This is a genomic window from Acinetobacter sp. 12966 (assembly GCF_031196995.1).
Classification (GTDB): domain Bacteria; phylum Pseudomonadota; class Gammaproteobacteria; order Pseudomonadales; family Moraxellaceae; genus Acinetobacter; species Acinetobacter geminorum.
This window is the reverse complement of the sequence record NZ_JAVIMC010000136.1, coordinates 1-16002: the sequence shown is the minus strand read 5'-3', so window position 1 is coordinate 16002 and position 16002 is coordinate 1. Positions and strand designations below refer to the sequence as shown.

Genomic DNA, 16002 nt, shown 5'->3' with positions numbered 1-16002 from the left:
ATGAGTGAAGTAAAAGTTAAAACATGTGATTTTTGTGATGATGGAAATGGTGAATGCATTTACCCCTATTACGGTCTTGCCCCTCATATTCACACAAAGCCAATTGGGGGCAACGTTTTTCTAAACGAGTCATTACCTGAAAACTTCTGTCCTGATGGGGATGGTTTAGGCATGTATACACATTGTCTGAATTGTGGGGGTGACGGCACCTATGAGGGTACTCAATTAGAAGTTAAAGCGGAAAGTAAGGAGGGGTGAAATGACAGCAATTGCGAATATAGGTAGTAACTTTGTAGTAGCGTTACCACCTTCAGATATTTGGCTAAATGATTCTCAAGCTGCTGAATTCTTGGGATATCGAGACGTACACTTTAAAGCAGCGGTTTGCTGCTTACCAACCTTCCCTAAGCCGCGCTATGTTATTAAGTGCGGTCAAGGAAGACGCTGGAACTTGGCAGAGCTATCAAACTGGTTGAATGAACAATCGGATGATGAGCCAAAGAAAGGAAGACCACGTAAACGGGGCTAATCAAGCCTCGTTGCAATTTCGCTTGCAGTAGCATTGTAATAGACCATCAAGCTTCTTAAGTCTTTATGCCCAATCATACGGGCCAAGTCTAAAACTTCTAATTTCCTTGCAAGGCGTGTACAAGCTTCATGGCGTGTGTCATGAAAGTGCAAGTCAGTGATTTGACATCTATCTCTCAATTTACGCCAAAGCGTATCAAAGCTTTGGGAATTACAAGTAAAGACCTGCTTTTTATCTAGACCTTTTAATAAAGTAAGCAACTCAACTGCACGCTTAGATAGTGGTACATTTCGTTTAGTACCATTCTTTGTTTCAGTTAAAACTAGATATCTATCTTTTAAATAAACACGATCCCAAGTCAAGCCAACAATCTCACCAGCCCGCATAGCTGTCTCAATCGCAAAGAGAAAGGCAATAATAATTTGCTGAGTTGAATTCACAGGAACATTGTTATCCCAATTTGCTGCAAGACATAATCTATCGATTTCATCTTGAGCAATTCGTCTATCTCGGTGCTTAGATGGTGGTGGCAAAGTGAGGTCAGCCATAGGCGACTCTTTAATCCATTTCCATTCTTTGCGAGCAACAGTAAATAAGGAAGCTAAAATATTTGCTTCACGTCTGACAGTAGCGCCCTGCACCTCTTTTAACCGGGAGTCACGCCACTGGACTAAATCGTCAGTGGTAACTTTTGACAACTGTTTTTGGCATAATTTCTTATACTCACGTTTAAAGAAAGCCATTCGCTTTACTTCATTCTCATGAGTTTTCTTCTTTATACTTACTTCATTAAGATAGCGTTCAATTGCTTCTAAAAATGAATGGTCCGGAAGTTTTCCATGTGACTGTTCGCGTAATTGAGTCTCACGTTTTGAGGCCCAAGCCCTAGCCTGTGCTTTTGTATCAAAGGTTGCACTTTCGCGAATTCCGTTTACACTTATCTCGGCTCGCCATGTGTCGTTGCGTTGTCTAAATGAAGCCATAATTTTTGTGGCGTAATCTTGGCGTAATTGTGATAACCGAAATAATAGGAAAAAATAAGAAATAATAGAAGTACACATCATTAGCCAATTTGGCATTTGATTGTTTTGTATGAAATAATAAGAAAAGATAAAAAAACCTAAGAAGTTGTTATTTTTGATCAAGTGCCCGCCGGGCGCACCAGTTTATATATAATAACTTCATAAACTTATCTCAATTTTATAAAATTCCGACTATTTTACTTGGTTTATTAATCATTATCGCTCAAAATATACCCCTCTTTCATAATGTGAGAATTTCATGACTGATGCTTTGGTTTTAAGAGATTTGTCCAAAACATATCGTAATGGTTTTCAGGCGTTAAAAGGTATTAACCTCACTGTGCCTGAAGGTGAATTTTATGCGTTGTTAGGCCCAAATGGGGCCGGCAAATCGACAACCATTGGTATTATCAGTTCCCTCACGAAAAAAACCGAAGGAACAGTTGAGATTTTTGGACATAATCTCGACACTCATCCATCCTTGGCAAAACAACAACTTGGTGTTGTGCCTCAAGAATTTAACTTTGGACAGTTCGAAAAAGCGTTCGATATTTTAGTCACCCAAGCTGGCTATTACGGCATTCATAAAAAGATTGCAGAAAAACGCGCTGAACATTATTTAGAAAAACTAGGTCTATGGGAAAAGCGTAATATACAAGCACGCATGTTATCTGGTGGTATGAAACGCCGCCTCATGATTGCACGTGCCATGATGCATGAGCCTAAACTTCTTATTTTAGATGAGCCTACCGCAGGTGTAGATATTGAGTTACGCCGTTCTATGTGGGATTTTCTGACCGAAATGAACGAAAGCGGTACTTCTATTATTTTGACTACACATTATCTTGAAGAAGCAGAAATGTTATGTCGTCAAATTGCTATCATTGACCGCGGTGTCATTAAAGAAGACACCAGCATGAAAAGTTTCTTAAACCAGCTGAGTGAAGAATCTTTTATTTTCGATTTGGCAGAACCTATTGCCCCACTCCAGTTAAATATTATTGGTGTGAAGTTCAACTTAATTGATAGCAGCACTTTAGAAGTGACGATGGATAAAGCACATACATTAAATGACTTATTCCAACTTTTAGAATCACAAGGTATTCGTGTTCGTAGTATGCGTAACAAATCGAACCGTCTAGAAGAGCTATTCGTCAAAATGGTCGAGAAAAATCTTGAAGGAGAGGCAAAATGAATTTTAGCCAACTGCAAATTGCCCTCTGGACTCTAGTGCGTAAAGAAGTACGCCGATTTTTGCGTATTTGGCCACAAACCCTATTACCACCTGCGATTACGATGAGTTTGTACTTTGTCATTTTCGGTAATTTGGTGGGATCTCGCATTGGACAAATGGGTGGCGTGAGCTATATGCAGTTTATCGTGCCTGGCCTCATCATGATGGCTGTTATTACCAACAGCTATGCTAACGTATCTTCAAGTTTCTTTAGTGTGAAATTCCAAAAGAGCATTGAAGAACTGATTATGAGTCCTGTACCACTACATATTATTTTGTGGGGCTATGTCATTGGTGGTATTTGCCGTGGTGTATTGGTCGGAGCAATTGTGACGACAATGAGTATGTTCTTTACAGACCTTTTTATACATAACTGGTTCGTGACTATATATACAGTCTTAATTACCTCGGTTCTTTTCTCATTAGGTGGTTTTATTAATGCAGTTTATGCAAAATCATTTGATGATATTTCTATTATTCCAACCTTTGTCCTTACACCTTTAACCTATTTAGGTGGTGTGTTCTATGCCATTAGTGCACTTGGCCCTTTTTGGCAAAAACTTTCTTTAATTAATCCTATTGTGTATATGGTTAACGCTTTCCGTTTCGGCATTTTAGGTCATAGTGACGTGAACGTTACGTTCTCTTTAATCATTGTGACATTATGCTGTGCTGTACTTTACGGAATTGCTTACTATTTACTTGCTCGTGGTTCAGGAATGCGTGAATGAGTGTCGAACAATCTTTATTGGGTAAAGAAACTCAATATCCAACTAACTATCAACCTGATGTTTTATTTCCAATTGCTCGTGCTCAGTCTCGTGAGGCTTATTCGCATATTGAAGGTATTACGCAAGGTAAAGATTGGTGGCATGTTTTTGAAATTTCATGGTTAAATGCTCATGCCATCCCGCAAGTTGCTATTGGCAGAATTACACTGCCCGCCTCTTCACCAAATTTGATTGAATCAAAGTCTTTAAAACTTTACTTCAATAGCCTTAACTTCACTCAGTTTGATTCTAAACAGTCGTTTATTGAAACGGTTGAAAAAGACCTATCTGCTGCGGCAGGTGCAAAAGTTGAGTTAACGTTATTTCAAGTAGATGATTTAGAGATTTCTAAGCCTCAAGGCATTTGTATTGATGACCTAGATCCAGAGCGTTTAGAGCAACATCCAGATGCGACTCTTTTGAAACGAGATGCGTCTGACGAAGAAGTCGAAATTGAACTGTATTCTCATCTTTTAAGAAGTAACTGCCCAGTCACGGGACAACCGGATTGGGGTACAGTTTTTATCCGTTTTAAGGGCAAAAAACCTTGTTATCGTAGTATTTTAGCTTATATTATCTCGTACCGTCAGCATAACGGCTTTCACGAACAGTGTGTCGAGCAGATTTTTGCTGATATTTGGCAAAATTTGCAGCCTGAAAAGCTGATGGTTTATGCAACTTATACTCGTCGCGGCGGACTTGATATTAACCCTTGCCGAGTATCGGATCTTTCATGGATGCCAAAACCGATTCGATTGGCACGACAATAAAACGAATAATTTGAGGATATACCATGCCGTTTTTTGGTTTTACCCCTTCTGAAGGCTTATTGAACGATATACAAACTGGAATTGCGAATAAAAATTCTAGTGAACCTTTATATCCACTTCGCGATAAGATTGCTTTACAACTTAATGAAGAGATTATTGATAATGTCTTAATTCAGTTAGTTCAGCACTTCCCAGCAAGTGAAAAGCGCGATACTGCCGAAAAACTTGCAGGCTATGTCAAATCAACAGTTGCTGTTCTTTTAAAACAATTGTTAAGCAAAGCACCGAACGATGTTGTTAAACAATCAGTAGAGTTCTCTGAAAAAAGCTTATTTAAAGATCCACAAGGTCAATATAAAGTAGGTGTAACTTTAGATGCTGGCCTAGTGACCAACCTTAAGCATAATTTTGCAGAACTTCAGGCAGGCAATGACATTAATAAAGCAGCGTTAGCTGAACTATATAAACAGTTTGGTGATGCTATGGTGAGACACTTTATGTCTGATTTTAACAAGACATTAGATCTTGGCATGATCAAGCGTAAAGCAGCTGATATTGGTGCGGCAGCTGTAACAAAAGCAGTTCATATTGCGATCGATAAATTAATCCCTAGCTTAAATCGCACTGAGCTAAAAGCGATGGCTGAATATCATGACAGTTTATTCTTTAACTAATAAAAAATAGCCTATCGAAAACCTAGCAAGAGCTAGGTTTTTTTATTGCAAAATATTGATATACATTGCCATTAATCAGGTTTATGTTAGCATGCGCCAAGCACTGATTGACCTAGTTAATACCGCATGTCTCCTAGCCCACAATATAAGTTTTTACGCCAAGCTCCTCGAGATGGTCTTAGCACCGCTATGCAACCATCTAAGTGGCAACAACTCCACATTGACCCTTGGTTATGTCTATTTTTGCTCTTAAATGCACTCTTAGGTTTAACTGTACTATATAGTGCTTCGGCACAGAATGTAGGGTTAGTCAGTAAACAAGCCATGAGTTTTGGTATTGGCTTTTTAGTGATGTTTGGTCTAGCCCAAATTCCGCCTAAGGTCTATCAAGCATTTTCCCCCTACTTTTATTTGTTTGGCCTATTTTCGCTTGTGGCAGTTATGGTATTCGGTGAAGTCCGAATGGGTGCTCAGCGCTGGATTGATATTCCCGGTTTCGGAAGTGTGCAACCCAGTGAGTTCATGAAAATCGGTATGCCAATGATGATTGCATGGTTTTTAGCACGAAAACCTCTTCCCCCTAGTTTTTCACAAGTTGTTTTATCATTAATGTTAATTGGTATTCCCTTTTTACTGATTGCAGAACAACCTGATTTAGGGACATCACTTTTAGTATTAGCAAGCGGTATATTTGTCTTATTTTTAAGTGGACTATCATGGCGGATGATTGGAGCTGCAGTAGCATGTGCAGCGATAATAATTCCGATTGCGTGGGAATTTCTTTTACACGACTATCAACGTCAAAGGGTTTTAACTTTACTTGACCCCGAGGCAGATGCACTCGGTACGGGTTGGAATATTATTCAATCTAAAACTGCAATTGGTTCTGGTGGTTTTTCAGGCAAAGGTTTCCTCGAAGGTACACAATCTCACTTACACTTTTTACCCGAAGGACATACTGACTTTATTATTGCTGCGTATTCCGAAGAATTTGGGCTTATTGGTGTACTAATTTTAGTAATTCTTTATTTTGCTATTATTTTTAGAACATTCCAGATCGGTTTACAAAGCTTCCATAACTATGGACGTTTAGTTGCTGGCGCCTTTGGTTTGTCTTTTTTTGTTTATGTATTTGTAAATGCGGGAATGGTCAGTGGTATTTTACCTGTAGTAGGTGTTCCTTTACCTTTTATGAGTTATGGTGGAACAGCTATTATTACTTTAATGGCCACCTTTGGTTTAGTCATGTCCATTCATACACATCGATAATCTGGAATTTTAAAACGATATGTTGTCTCAACACTTAAATAAAACTTTAAAAATGCTCGCTTTGTGTACTGGTCTAATCAGTACAAGTCATTTCGCTCAGGCCAACGATTTTGCCACACATCCTGATTATTTGAATTTTAAACAAAAAGCCATGAGCGCTTATGGTTTAAGTAGCGTCCAAGTCGATGCAGCCATGAGTGGTGCAAAAAATTTACCAAACATTCTAAATATTATGACTCGCCCAGGTGAAAGTAAGCCTTGGTATGACTATCGTTCTATGTTTTTGGTTGAAGGAACAATTCAACGCGGTGTCCGTTTTAAAAATCAATATGCAGATGCTTTAAATCGCGCAGAGCAACAATATGGCGTACCTCAATCTGTCATTTTAGGCATTTTGGGTGTTGAGACAGGTTATGGCGCAAATAAAGGTTCTTTTATTACACGTGATGCCTTGGCCACACTTGCTTTTGGCTACCCTCGCCGTGCTGAATATTTTGGTGATGAGCTAGCTGCTCTTATTGCATGGACTTATAAAGAAGGCTACCCAACAAATAGTATTGTAGGTTCCTATGCAGGGGCGATTGGCTATCCACAATTTATGCCAAGCAATATTAGTAAATATGGGGTGGATTATGATGGTAATGGACATATCGACTTAAGAAATTCAGCAGAAGATGCAATCGGGTCAATTGCAAACTATTTAGCAAAAAAGGGTTGGCAACGGGATCAACCAATTGGGTTTATGGCACGTTACACTGGGTCAAATCCGGAAAGCATTATTGCTAAAGATTTAACGCAACCTTTTCCATATGGCGCATTAAAGACGCTCGGTATTTCTCCGTTGAATCCTTTAGTTAAAATTGATGATCTCGATATGGTGAATGTTATTCAATTACAAGACTATAATGGTCCAATTTACTATTTAACTTACCCAAATTTTCAAGTGATTACGACTTATAACAAGAGCCGCATGTACGCTACTGCTGTATGGTTATTAGGCACTGAAGTAGCTAGCCGATAGGCTAGCTTTTTATACTTTATGTAAAAGTCAATAAATATTTTTGTTAAATAGATCACAATACATACATTTTTAATAACTTGTTACATTATTGATTACTTTTTAACCTAAAACTGTAAGTTTTTGCCCTTTTTGTAAAGATTTCTCGTTAAAGACTAGACACTCTCCGTAACCGATGAATATTATCCACCCCAATATAGCAATTGCAAAAGTGAATAATAAGGCATGTTCACTTTAAATTTCAGTCAATGGCTGAAAGAAAAAAGTACATGTTCTCAGGAGTTTATACAAATGCAGTTATCGCTGAAATACGTTCTTGCACTGACGGCTAGTTTAAGTATGGCCCCACTGCACGCTGAAATGGTGCAGTCATCATCATTAAACAGTGATGTAGATGGTCCTAATCTAGCAGCACGTGTATTGAGTAAAGATACTCAAAACTTTAATTCTCGTTTTTCTAACATTAACAGTCTTTCAATCACTGAACGTTCTGGCGATCAAATCCGTCGTCAAGCTATCGCAGCAAAAATTGAAATCCCTGAAGATGAGCCTTCAGTGATTGAAAAACTTAACACAGTAGCTTCAAACACTGTTCGTAAGTTTAGCCAAACTGGTGTAGCATCTTGGTATGGTCGCCAATTCCATGGTCGTAAAACTGCAAGTGGTGAAACATTCGATATGAATGCTCTAACTGCTGCTCACCGTAGCCTACCATTGAACTGTTACATTCGCGTAACGAATAAGGACAATGGTAAAAGTGTAGTTGTAAAAGTAAATGATCGTGGTCCTTTCCATGGCAATCGTGTACTTGACCTATCATACGGTGCAGCTAAACGTCTTGGTATTACTAATGCCGGAACTGCAAAAGTAAATATTGAGCGTGTTGATGGCCCAACTTCATAAGTTATAGCCTCTCGAGTTCATGTAAAAAGCCGCAATTTTTTTGCGGCTTTTTTTATATTTTAAGTTATTAAAATGATGCCTAACTTAAAGTTAAAAAATCCTCTTTTTTAACCCTTATCTAACTCCGAATTTGAATATTTTTTAAACAAAAAACCATGTTTATTTAGTACAAGTCAATTTCAACTCTAATTTGCGTTTAGAGCGACTTTATTAAATTTGCGCTACCCTAGTACCATTTTTCCAAAATAAAGGCTATTTATGGCGTTTTTAGAGTAGATGAGTAGAGCTTTTTCATACAATTTTCCCATCAATCTCAAAATCACCCTTTTTTAGATGATTTCATCATTGAGCAATACAAAAAAAATATTATGAAAAATTGCATCATTTTTGAGGTCGAATTGACCATTTTTTTCAATCACAGTCACATTATTTTTTCGTCTGCTCTTTCCTAGATTTTTTTAACGCAATGCTCCCTATAGTTGAATAGTGTTAGTTTCTTGTCGAGATCCTCAAGAACAGGCTAAAATATACTCACAAAAAATAAATCAAAGTTAAAACAAGGAGTGTGCTACTAATGAAATCCATTACTGAATGGTTTGCTGAATATAGCGAAAGTCATCAAAATCCAACCAATAAACAAATTCACTGGCTTTGCGTTCCCGCCATTTTATTTTCTATTATTGGAATCATTGCGCATTTCAGCACATTGCTTACTGCTTTATTACTTGTGTTGACCTTAGTATTTTATGCACGTTTAGATCTTGTACTTGCTGTTGCAATGGCTGCCTTACTTGTTGTTATGGCATGGCTCATTTACACCCTACCTGTAGGAGTCGGATTTTATATCGCTATTTTTGTGATTGCTTGGGTTGGACAATTTTACGGACATAAAGTCGAAGGCAAAAAACCGTCTTTCTTTAAAGATTTACAATTCCTACTAATTGGACCAGTTTGGTGTATGGATGCTTATCTCTCAAAAATCTTACCTAAATGGAAAAGCAGACAAAAACAAGCTCTTGCTTAAAGATTAATTTAAAAGCTGAATCCTTTCGATTCAGCTTTTACATGTTAGTAATTTATTAGAAAATTTATAAAATAAAAAAATCCTAAACTTGCTATCACACTTAAAAGAACTTTTTTTAGGTAAATAGCGATTACAATACAAAATATTGCTGCATAAATATAAGAATTATTTATCACACCTCTTAAATGGTCACCATCGAAAAAAATAACTGGAATACAGATTGCAGTTAACAAACAAGGTGCAGAATAGTTAAGCATCTTATTCAGAATAAGCGGCAGTTTAATTTTTACTTGAGGTTCTAAAAAATAATAGCGATTAAAAAAGACGATTGCTGCCAAGCCTAGAATCATAAACCAAGACATGCTATTTCTCCTTACTCATTTTTTCAGTTAAAACTGCAATCAACATTCCCATCAATCCTGAAAGTAAAATCGCCCCCTCAATTTGATAAAATTTAAATAAAAACCCACTTAAACAAGTTGTTAGCACACCAGCTATGACCGGAAATCCTTTACATAACGGCACAATCATGGCAATAAAAATAGCAACGATCGAAAAATCCAAATGGTAATTTAAAAGATCAGGTATCACAGTTGCCAGCAGTATTCCCACCAAACTAAAAGCAACCCAAAATAAATAAAAACACAGTCCAGCTCCGAGCAGATATTCCGAACTTCTTTTTTCAAATGGAACACTCACCGCAAACAATTCATCTGTTAATAAAAAGCCTAAACTCAATCGTTTAGGTAGGGACAAAATAGCAATGTCATTTCTTAAAGTTAATGCATAAATAAAATGCTGAGCCGTTAAAAAGAAAATAGTCAAATAAATTGTAAAAACAGATGCTCCTTCCATAGCCATGCTTAAGCTAACCAACTGAGCAGCTCCAGCAAAGACGAGCCCAGACATTGCGAGTGCTTTATAGAAAGATAATCCTGCATGAATTGCCATAGATCCCGCTAAGATTGCCCACGGAATAATAGAAATTGACAAGGGCAAAATATCCATTGCACCACGTAAAAATAAATAGGATGGCTTATTTTTTGAAAACCCAACTGGCTGATTAAGCTGAATATTCATATATAAAATCCAATATAAGAAACATCTCTATACCATGCTTGATGAGTGCCGACTTATATTGGATAAAATTGCTTTAAAACTAATTTATTTATATGTTCAAACTTGCTACATATTGAGTGGGTGTGACGCCCATTGCTTTTTTAAAGTGACGGTTAAAATGGCTTTGGTCAGAAAAACCACATTGTTGTGCCACCATGGCAATTTGGTCCCCCTGCTTTAATAATTGTCTTGCTTTTTGTAAACGTGCTTGTACAAGCCAAGCATGAGGTGGCAAGCCCACATATTTTTTAAATTGCCTTAAGAAATGCCAGGCGCTCAAGCCGACCATGTCAGCCAAATCTTGTAAAGAAAAGTTGGTTTCAGGCATTTCTACGAGCAATTCTTTAATTCTTAATATTTTTGAATATGCTTCAGGTAACTCACAAAAAGTATGATTTGATTTACCATGCCTCTTCATAAGACAAGCTAACGTCGTTAAATACATCGTTTCTTTGAGTAGAAAATTATCTTTTTGTTCTAATAAATCAAAAAGCAAGCAAAGCTGTTGAGCCAAACCTAGGTCGCGAATCACAGCTTGAGGAAACCATGGTGCACCATGTGGATTTTCAAAAAAATCTTGGCTAACTTCTGCCAACATTTCAGGTGTTGGATAGATCGCTCGATAACGCCACCCCGATTCAACAGCCGATGAGCCAGTATGAATCTCGTCAGCATTTACTAAAATAATATCGCCTTTAGGAGCTACATGTAGCTGTCCCGTCCTAAAAAAAGACTGTGCTCCTTCTTCAATTACCCCAATACAGTACCCTTCATGAGTATGCTTTGAAAATTGTGTTTGGTGATAATGTGCTTTTAGTAACTCTAAACCGCCCAACTCTCGCACATGCAGATAATCGGCTTGCTCCCGCTGCATAAATACGTCTCATCTATTCAATAAAAAAACCATAGCATGTTTTAACAAACTGAATAGAACAAAATTGCTCTATGAAAATAATCTGATTAAACGTTTACTTGGGCTTTATTGATAGATCTGTCCGTCATGTTTAAGCCATCCACCTTCATGACGACCTTGTGGATCGTGATGAGTCCAATGTAGTACACCACCTTTTGGGTTGTATTCATATTCGCCATAAAACTCAACGATGTCACCTTTATTTAGATTAGAAATTTTAGGTGCCAAATCGATATTATGTGCAACCAAAATTGAAAGGCCATTTTCTAATACTAGAATGAATTTCTGGTGTCTTGACCCATCATTATCATCTCTTAAAATTGCTTTGACTCGACCACTTCCCTGCACTTGAACATTACTTTGTCTCTGCTCATAAGCAGCTTTTACAGTGTCCACCCCATTATTTGAAAGTGTAGTTTCATTACGCTGAGCTGCGGGTATAGTTGATGATGGTGATTGACTTTGCTTATGTCCAGATAAATCCAGACCAAAATACGCAGCAATCAATAAAATAATCACACCACCAATACTGAGATTTTTTTTATTTGTCATTGTATACCCTTATTTTAACTGAGATAAAAAAAGCCCCAATGGGGCTTTTTTTATTGTGATACGAATTACTTCGCAGCAGCTTGAGCAGCAGCAACTTCTTCAGCGAAGCTAAGTTCTGCTTTCTTCTCAATACCTTCACCAACTTCGAAACGTACGAATTCAGCAACAGTAGTACCAGTTGCTTTTAATACATCAGCAACTTTCTTGTCGTTGTCGATTACATACATTTGACGATCAAGAGCAACTTCGTTCAAGTATTTATCAACTGAACCAGTTACCATTTTCTCAACGATGTTAGCTGGTTTACCAGATTCTAACGCTTTCGCTTCAGCAATTTCTTTTTCTTTAGCGATAAGGTCAGCAGGAACAGCTTCAGCATTTACAGCTACTGGGTTGAATGCAGCAACGTGCATTGCAATACCTTTACCAGTATCAGCATCACCAGTATAAGAAACTACAACACCGATTTTTAAACCGTGTTTGTAGATAGCCAAGTTTTCGCCTTCAACGATTTTCGCGCGACGAACTTGGATGTTTTCACCGATTTTTTGAACAAGTGCAATACGAGCTTCTTCAACTGATTGACCGTCTGCTAATTTTAATTCAGCGATTTTAGCAGCATCAGTTTCACCAGCAGCTAAAGCAGCAGTAGCAACAGCTTTTGAGAAGTTAGAGAAGTTTTCGTCTTTAGCAACGAAGTCAGTTTGACAGTTAACTTCAACTAAAATTGCTTTGTTGCCTTCTTGAACGATTGTGATTGCACCGTCAGCAGCAATGTTACCAGCTTTTTTAGCAGCTTTAGCTTGACCAGATTTACGAAGGTTATCAATAGCAAGCTCGATGTCACCGTTCGCTTCTGTTAATGCTTTTTTGCATTCCATCATTGCAAGACCAGTACGGTCACGTAATTCTTTTACCATGCTTGCAGTAATTGCAGTCATGTTGATCTCCTAAAATCGGTAGAAAATAAATCTTTTCAACAAAAACGGCCCAAAGAAACTCTGGGCCGTTTGCACTCTCGACGCTTAATTTGCCACCATTACATGTCGCAAAAATGACAAGCCTGCGTCAAAACGCATTAAGCCTCAGAAGCGTCTTTCGCAGCGTCATCGCCTTTTGCTTGAGCGTTCGCTTGAGATTGAGCGTATTCTTTACCAGCAAGAATTGCGTCAGCCATAGCTGAAGCATATAGAGTTACTGCACGGATCGCATCGTCGTTACCAGGAATAACGTAATCAACGTTATCTGGGTTAGAGTTTGTATCAACGATACCGATAACAGGAATACCTAAGTTCTTCGCTTCTTTGATTGCAATCGCTTCGTGATCAACGTCGATTACAAATAATGCGTCAGGTAAACCACCCATGTTTTTAACGCCGCCTAAAGAGCGCTCAAGTTTTTCCATCTCACGAGCACGTTCTAAAGCTTCACGTTTAGTAAGCTTAGCAAAAGTACCATCTTGAGATTGAGTTTGAAGATCTTTTAAACGGTTGATAGATTGGCGAAGTGTTTTCCAGTTCGTCAACATACCACCTAACCAACGGTGATCTACATATGGTTGACCAGCGCGTTGAGCTTGTTCACGGATGATGTTAGAAGCAGCACGTTTTGTACCAACGAACAAAACTTTGTTCTTTTTGCTTGCTAATTGGTTAGCGAAGTTCAAAGCATCATTTAACGCAGGAACAGTGTGCTCAAGGTTGATGATGTGAATTTTGTTGCGCGCGCCAAAAATGTATTGACGCATTTTTGGGTTCCAGAAACGAGTTTGGTGACCAAAGTGCGCACCTGCTTGAAGAAGGTCGCGCATGCTTACGTTGTAATCTGCCATTTTCTTTACCTTAAAAGTTGGGTTAGGCCTCCATATATCCGCATTCTCCACCCTTTTACAGGCACCCAGAGTAATGTGACGATATATGTGCGGATTTTTTACTCCATCTATCAAAATTCTTCGTAAAAGATATTCACGAAAAGCATTTGATAAAATGGGCGGCTATTTATACCATAGACGCTTGTAAATTACCAAAAGTTTTTAGAGATCATGAACAGTACTTATACAGCTCCACGTCGATTAATCAAAACTCCAGATGAAATTGAAAAAATGCGCATTGCAGGACGACTGGCAGCTGAAGTTCTAGAGATGATCAAGCCCCATATTAAGGCAGGTGTAAGTACACTTGAACTTGATACCATTTGTCGTAATCACATTGAAAATGTGCAGCATGCTATTCCTGCATGTGTAGGCTATGGTGGAGCTCCTGGGCGCCCTGCTTTTCAACACTCTATTTGTACTTCGGTTAACCATGTTGTCTGTCATGGTATTCCCTCTGAAAATAAAATTTTAAAAAATGGTGACATCCTTAATATTGACGTCACTGTCATTAAAGATGGTTATCACGGCGATACCAACATGATGTATGTCGTTGGTGGTGAAACTTCTATTTTAGCCAACCGTCTATGTAAAGTTGCTCAAGAAGCGATGTATCGCGGGATGGCAACCGTTAGAGATGGTTCATATTTAGGCGATATCGGCCATGCAATCCAAAAGTATGTCGAATCAGAACGTTTTAGCGTAGTACGAGAATATTGTGGTCACGGTATTGGAACCGTTTTCCATGATGAACCTCAAGTATTACACTATGGTCAAGCTGGTACAGGTATGCGTCTTGAAGCAGGTATGACTTTTACGATTGAACCTATGGTAAATGCAGGTGTATGGCAAACTAAATTGTTAGGTGACAAATGGACTGTCGTAACCAAAGACCATAAACTTTCAGCTCAATATGAACATACTATTTTAGTTACTCAAACGGGCATTGAAGTCTTAACTGCTCGTCCTGAAGAAGACTTATCTCGCTTCAACTAATAGTTTAACAAACTTAAATAAAAGGCTACTTTATGTAGCCTTTTATTATTTATTATGTATTTTTCATTAATAAATCTTTCTAAATATAAACAAATATTTCAAAAAAATTACAATTATTAATTTTTAATACACAATCATTTTAATAAAACACGCTATGGTGGGCTCAATAAAAATCAGTAAACAAATGCCGGACATGGAGTCCTTTTATGATGAAAAAGTCATTATTTTGTATGACAGCTGCCTTTTTTGCTCTGCCAACAGCCACTTACGCTGCATCTCCATATTTTAGTTTAAAAGATGGCGATGGCTTCAAACGTTTTTCTGTCTCAGCTGGTTGGCTCCATGCCATGCCTCAAGGCTCAGGAAACCCTGTTAATATCAATACTAGCGTTGCAGAAGGTACAACATCTAAAGTTGGAGATGTATCTACAAAAGCCGTTTTAGATGCAATCGACCAAAGTAAAACTTCAGGAAAATTCTGGTATAGCACTATTAGCCTTCTTGATAAGTTTACAGACACTCTTCCCTCATCACTTGCAGGTACAGCAGAAGTTAATGGTCTTTCTCAATGGCAACAACAAGGTTCTGGCTTAGAAGCTGCTGATGTTGATACTGTTGGTCTTATGTTTAATTACAACTTTACGGACAATTTATCTTTAGAAATTAAAGGTGGTATTCCACCTAAAGTAGATATTAATGGAAAAGGTAATATTTATGCTCCCCTTTCTGGAAAAGCGACTCCTCTAAAAGACGGATCTTTAATAGGAGGAATCATAGGAGATGGAATTTCCGAGGCGGGTGGAGATATTCCTTTAAAACAAGACCTGCATATTACTGATCTTTCTCAGGGGGGTAAGGCTGCGACTGCTCGTGCATGGTTACCAGCCGTTGAACTACATTATCAATTTGGTAAATCAGGAGTAAATAAGTTCCGTCCTTATATCGGAGCTGGCGTGATGTATGCATACTTTAATGATTTAAAAATGAATCCCAGTATTGAGGCAGATTTAATTCAAGCGGGTCACATGATCCAGAATATCCATGATGGTAAAGCTGGTGCAGCATTAGATCGCAAAACATCATCAGCAAATCCTATCGTTAAACTAGAAGCGACCGATACTTTTGCCCCTATTGTAACTTTAGGTGCATCTTATGACTTCAATCCAAACTGGTTTGCTGTTGGCTCAGTTTCATATTCCAAAATGAATAGTGAAGCAAAAATCTATGTGACTGATCAAAATACAGGTAAAGAACTAATTAAAGCGAACACCAAAATTGATATTGACCCACTCATTACATATGTTGGTATCGGTTACCGCTGATCCTAGCCAAAATAATG

19 protein-coding genes are annotated in these 16002 nt (G+C 38.0%); 12 read left to right on the top strand and 7 right to left on the bottom strand.

Annotated features, from left to right (window positions below):
- Both RFW85_RS18885 and RFW85_RS18880 read left to right on the top strand, forming a co-directional pair.
- Positions 1-258, top strand: coding sequence for a hypothetical protein (locus RFW85_RS18885; RefSeq protein ID WP_309171785.1), 258 nt, complete (start codon positions 1-3; stop codon positions 256-258).
- Between the two features lies 1 nt (position 259).
- The gene (locus RFW85_RS18880) at positions 260-529 is read left to right on the top strand and encodes an AlpA family transcriptional regulator (RefSeq protein WP_000123991.1); all 270 of its coding nucleotides are present in this window, start codon (positions 260-262) and stop codon (positions 527-529) included.
- On the opposite strand, the gene RFW85_RS18875 is transcribed toward RFW85_RS18880, so the two are convergent.
- Positions 526-1512 carry a site-specific integrase gene (locus RFW85_RS18875; protein WP_000135932.1) on the bottom strand — a complete coding sequence of 329 codons (987 nt, stop codon included), beginning with the start codon at positions 1510-1512 and terminating at the stop codon, positions 526-528. The genes RFW85_RS18880 and RFW85_RS18875 overlap by 4 nt on opposite strands.
- 298 nt (positions 1513-1810) lie before the next feature.
- On the opposite strand from RFW85_RS18875, the gene RFW85_RS18870 reads away from it, so the two are divergent.
- From RFW85_RS18870 to RFW85_RS18835, 8 genes are all read left to right on the top strand, one after another.
- Positions 1811-2746, top strand: a complete 936-nt coding sequence (locus RFW85_RS18870) for an ABC transporter ATP-binding protein (RefSeq protein ID WP_002118101.1) — start codon at positions 1811-1813, stop codon at positions 2744-2746.
- Positions 2743-3516 carry an ABC transporter permease gene (locus RFW85_RS18865; RefSeq protein WP_002118099.1) on the top strand — a complete coding sequence of 258 codons (774 nt, stop codon included), beginning with the start codon at positions 2743-2745 and terminating at the stop codon, positions 3514-3516. Before RFW85_RS18870 ends, RFW85_RS18865 begins: the two co-directional genes overlap by 4 nt.
- Positions 3513-4325 carry an NADPH-dependent 7-cyano-7-deazaguanine reductase QueF gene (gene queF, locus RFW85_RS18860; RefSeq protein ID WP_170248668.1) on the top strand — a complete coding sequence of 271 codons (813 nt, stop codon included), beginning with the start codon at positions 3513-3515 and terminating at the stop codon, positions 4323-4325. Before RFW85_RS18865 ends, queF begins: the two co-directional genes overlap by 4 nt.
- A gap of 23 nt (positions 4326-4348) precedes the next feature.
- Positions 4349-4999: a hypothetical protein gene (locus tag RFW85_RS18855; RefSeq protein ID WP_033847654.1), complete on the top strand. Its 651-nt coding sequence runs from the start codon at positions 4349-4351 to the stop codon at positions 4997-4999.
- 126 nt (positions 5000-5125) lie between these two features.
- Entirely contained in the window at positions 5126-6268 is a 1143-nt protein-coding gene (gene rodA / locus RFW85_RS18850; RefSeq protein ID WP_170248669.1) for a rod shape-determining protein RodA, read from the top strand.
- A 19-nt stretch (positions 6269-6287) separates the two neighbouring features.
- Positions 6288-7289, top strand: a complete 1002-nt coding sequence (gene mltB, locus RFW85_RS18845) for a lytic murein transglycosylase B (protein WP_170248670.1) — start codon at positions 6288-6290, stop codon at positions 7287-7289.
- A gap of 288 nt (positions 7290-7577) precedes the next feature.
- Entirely contained in the window at positions 7578-8189 is a 612-nt protein-coding gene (locus RFW85_RS18840) for a septal ring lytic transglycosylase RlpA family protein (RefSeq protein WP_086265827.1), read from the top strand.
- Positions 8190-8763: 574 nt separating this feature from the next.
- Positions 8764-9213, top strand: coding sequence for a DUF962 domain-containing protein (locus RFW85_RS18835; protein WP_108011225.1), 450 nt, complete (start codon positions 8764-8766; stop codon positions 9211-9213).
- A 44-nt stretch (positions 9214-9257) separates the two neighbouring features.
- On the opposite strand, the gene RFW85_RS18830 is transcribed toward RFW85_RS18835, so the two are convergent.
- The 6 genes from RFW85_RS18830 to rpsB all read right to left on the bottom strand — a co-directional run bounded on the left by RFW85_RS18830 (position 9258) and on the right by rpsB (position 13628).
- Entirely contained in the window at positions 9258-9575 is a 318-nt protein-coding gene (locus RFW85_RS18830; protein WP_086265825.1) for an AzlD domain-containing protein, read from the bottom strand.
- 1 nt (position 9576) lies between these two features.
- On the bottom strand, positions 9577-10293 hold the full coding sequence (locus RFW85_RS18825) for an AzlC family ABC transporter permease (RefSeq protein ID WP_309171784.1): 717 nt from the start codon (positions 10291-10293) through the stop codon (positions 9577-9579).
- Positions 10294-10381: 88 nt separating this feature from the next.
- Positions 10382-11206, bottom strand: a complete 825-nt coding sequence (locus RFW85_RS18820; RefSeq protein WP_170248672.1) for an AraC family transcriptional regulator — start codon at positions 11204-11206, stop codon at positions 10382-10384.
- A 105-nt stretch (positions 11207-11311) separates the two neighbouring features.
- Positions 11312-11797, bottom strand: a complete 486-nt coding sequence (locus RFW85_RS18815; RefSeq protein ID WP_170248673.1) for a DUF3465 domain-containing protein — start codon at positions 11795-11797, stop codon at positions 11312-11314.
- A 65-nt stretch (positions 11798-11862) separates the two neighbouring features.
- Entirely contained in the window at positions 11863-12738 is an 876-nt protein-coding gene (gene tsf, locus RFW85_RS18810; protein ID WP_002118238.1) for a translation elongation factor Ts, read from the bottom strand.
- 137 nt (positions 12739-12875) lie between these two features.
- On the bottom strand, positions 12876-13628 hold the full coding sequence (rpsB, locus tag RFW85_RS18805) for a 30S ribosomal protein S2 (RefSeq protein ID WP_002118204.1): 753 nt from the start codon (positions 13626-13628) through the stop codon (positions 12876-12878).
- A 210-nt stretch (positions 13629-13838) separates the two neighbouring features.
- Between rpsB and map the strand changes: the two genes are divergently transcribed.
- Positions 13839-14663, top strand: a complete 825-nt coding sequence (gene map / locus RFW85_RS18800; RefSeq protein WP_046811653.1) for a type I methionyl aminopeptidase — start codon at positions 13839-13841, stop codon at positions 14661-14663.
- A gap of 206 nt (positions 14664-14869) precedes the next feature.
- The gene (locus RFW85_RS18795; RefSeq protein ID WP_309171783.1) at positions 14870-15985 is read left to right on the top strand and encodes an OmpW family outer membrane protein; all 1116 of its coding nucleotides are present in this window, start codon (positions 14870-14872) and stop codon (positions 15983-15985) included.
- The last annotated feature ends 17 nt before the right edge of the window (positions 15986-16002 follow it).

Excerpts from the sequence above, each read along its gene's own strand:
- RFW85_RS18885 (WP_309171785.1), top strand. The coding sequence starts at position 1 with ATGAGTGAAGTAAAAGTTAAAACATGTGATTTTTGTGATGATGGAAAT.
- RFW85_RS18880 (WP_000123991.1), top strand. The coding sequence starts at position 260 with ATGACAGCAATTGCGAATATAGGTAGTAACTTTGTAGTAGCGTTACCA.
- RFW85_RS18875 (WP_000135932.1), bottom strand. The coding sequence starts at position 1,512 with ATGGCTTCATTTAGACAACGCAACGACACATGGCGAGCCGAGATAAGT.
- RFW85_RS18870 (WP_002118101.1), top strand. The coding sequence starts at position 1,811 with ATGACTGATGCTTTGGTTTTAAGAGATTTGTCCAAAACATATCGTAAT.
- RFW85_RS18865 (WP_002118099.1), top strand. The coding sequence starts at position 2,743 with ATGAATTTTAGCCAACTGCAAATTGCCCTCTGGACTCTAGTGCGTAAA.
- queF (WP_170248668.1), top strand. The coding sequence starts at position 3,513 with ATGAGTGTCGAACAATCTTTATTGGGTAAAGAAACTCAATATCCAACT.
- RFW85_RS18855 (WP_033847654.1), top strand. The coding sequence starts at position 4,349 with ATGCCGTTTTTTGGTTTTACCCCTTCTGAAGGCTTATTGAACGATATA.
- rodA (WP_170248669.1), top strand. The coding sequence starts at position 5,126 with ATGTCTCCTAGCCCACAATATAAGTTTTTACGCCAAGCTCCTCGAGAT.
- mltB (WP_170248670.1), top strand. The coding sequence starts at position 6,288 with ATGTTGTCTCAACACTTAAATAAAACTTTAAAAATGCTCGCTTTGTGT.
- RFW85_RS18840 (WP_086265827.1), top strand. The coding sequence starts at position 7,578 with ATGCAGTTATCGCTGAAATACGTTCTTGCACTGACGGCTAGTTTAAGT.
- RFW85_RS18835 (WP_108011225.1), top strand. The coding sequence starts at position 8,764 with ATGAAATCCATTACTGAATGGTTTGCTGAATATAGCGAAAGTCATCAA.
- RFW85_RS18830 (WP_086265825.1), bottom strand. The coding sequence starts at position 9,575 with ATGTCTTGGTTTATGATTCTAGGCTTGGCAGCAATCGTCTTTTTTAAT.
- RFW85_RS18825 (WP_309171784.1), bottom strand. The coding sequence starts at position 10,293 with ATGAATATTCAGCTTAATCAGCCAGTTGGGTTTTCAAAAAATAAGCCA.
- RFW85_RS18820 (WP_170248672.1), bottom strand. The coding sequence starts at position 11,206 with ATGCAGCGGGAGCAAGCCGATTATCTGCATGTGCGAGAGTTGGGCGGT.
- RFW85_RS18815 (WP_170248673.1), bottom strand. The coding sequence starts at position 11,797 with ATGACAAATAAAAAAAATCTCAGTATTGGTGGTGTGATTATTTTATTG.
- tsf (WP_002118238.1), bottom strand. The coding sequence starts at position 12,738 with ATGACTGCAATTACTGCAAGCATGGTAAAAGAATTACGTGACCGTACT.
- rpsB (WP_002118204.1), bottom strand. The coding sequence starts at position 13,628 with ATGGCAGATTACAACGTAAGCATGCGCGACCTTCTTCAAGCAGGTGCG.
- map (WP_046811653.1), top strand. The coding sequence starts at position 13,839 with ATGAACAGTACTTATACAGCTCCACGTCGATTAATCAAAACTCCAGAT.
- RFW85_RS18795 (WP_309171783.1), top strand. The coding sequence starts at position 14,870 with ATGATGAAAAAGTCATTATTTTGTATGACAGCTGCCTTTTTTGCTCTG.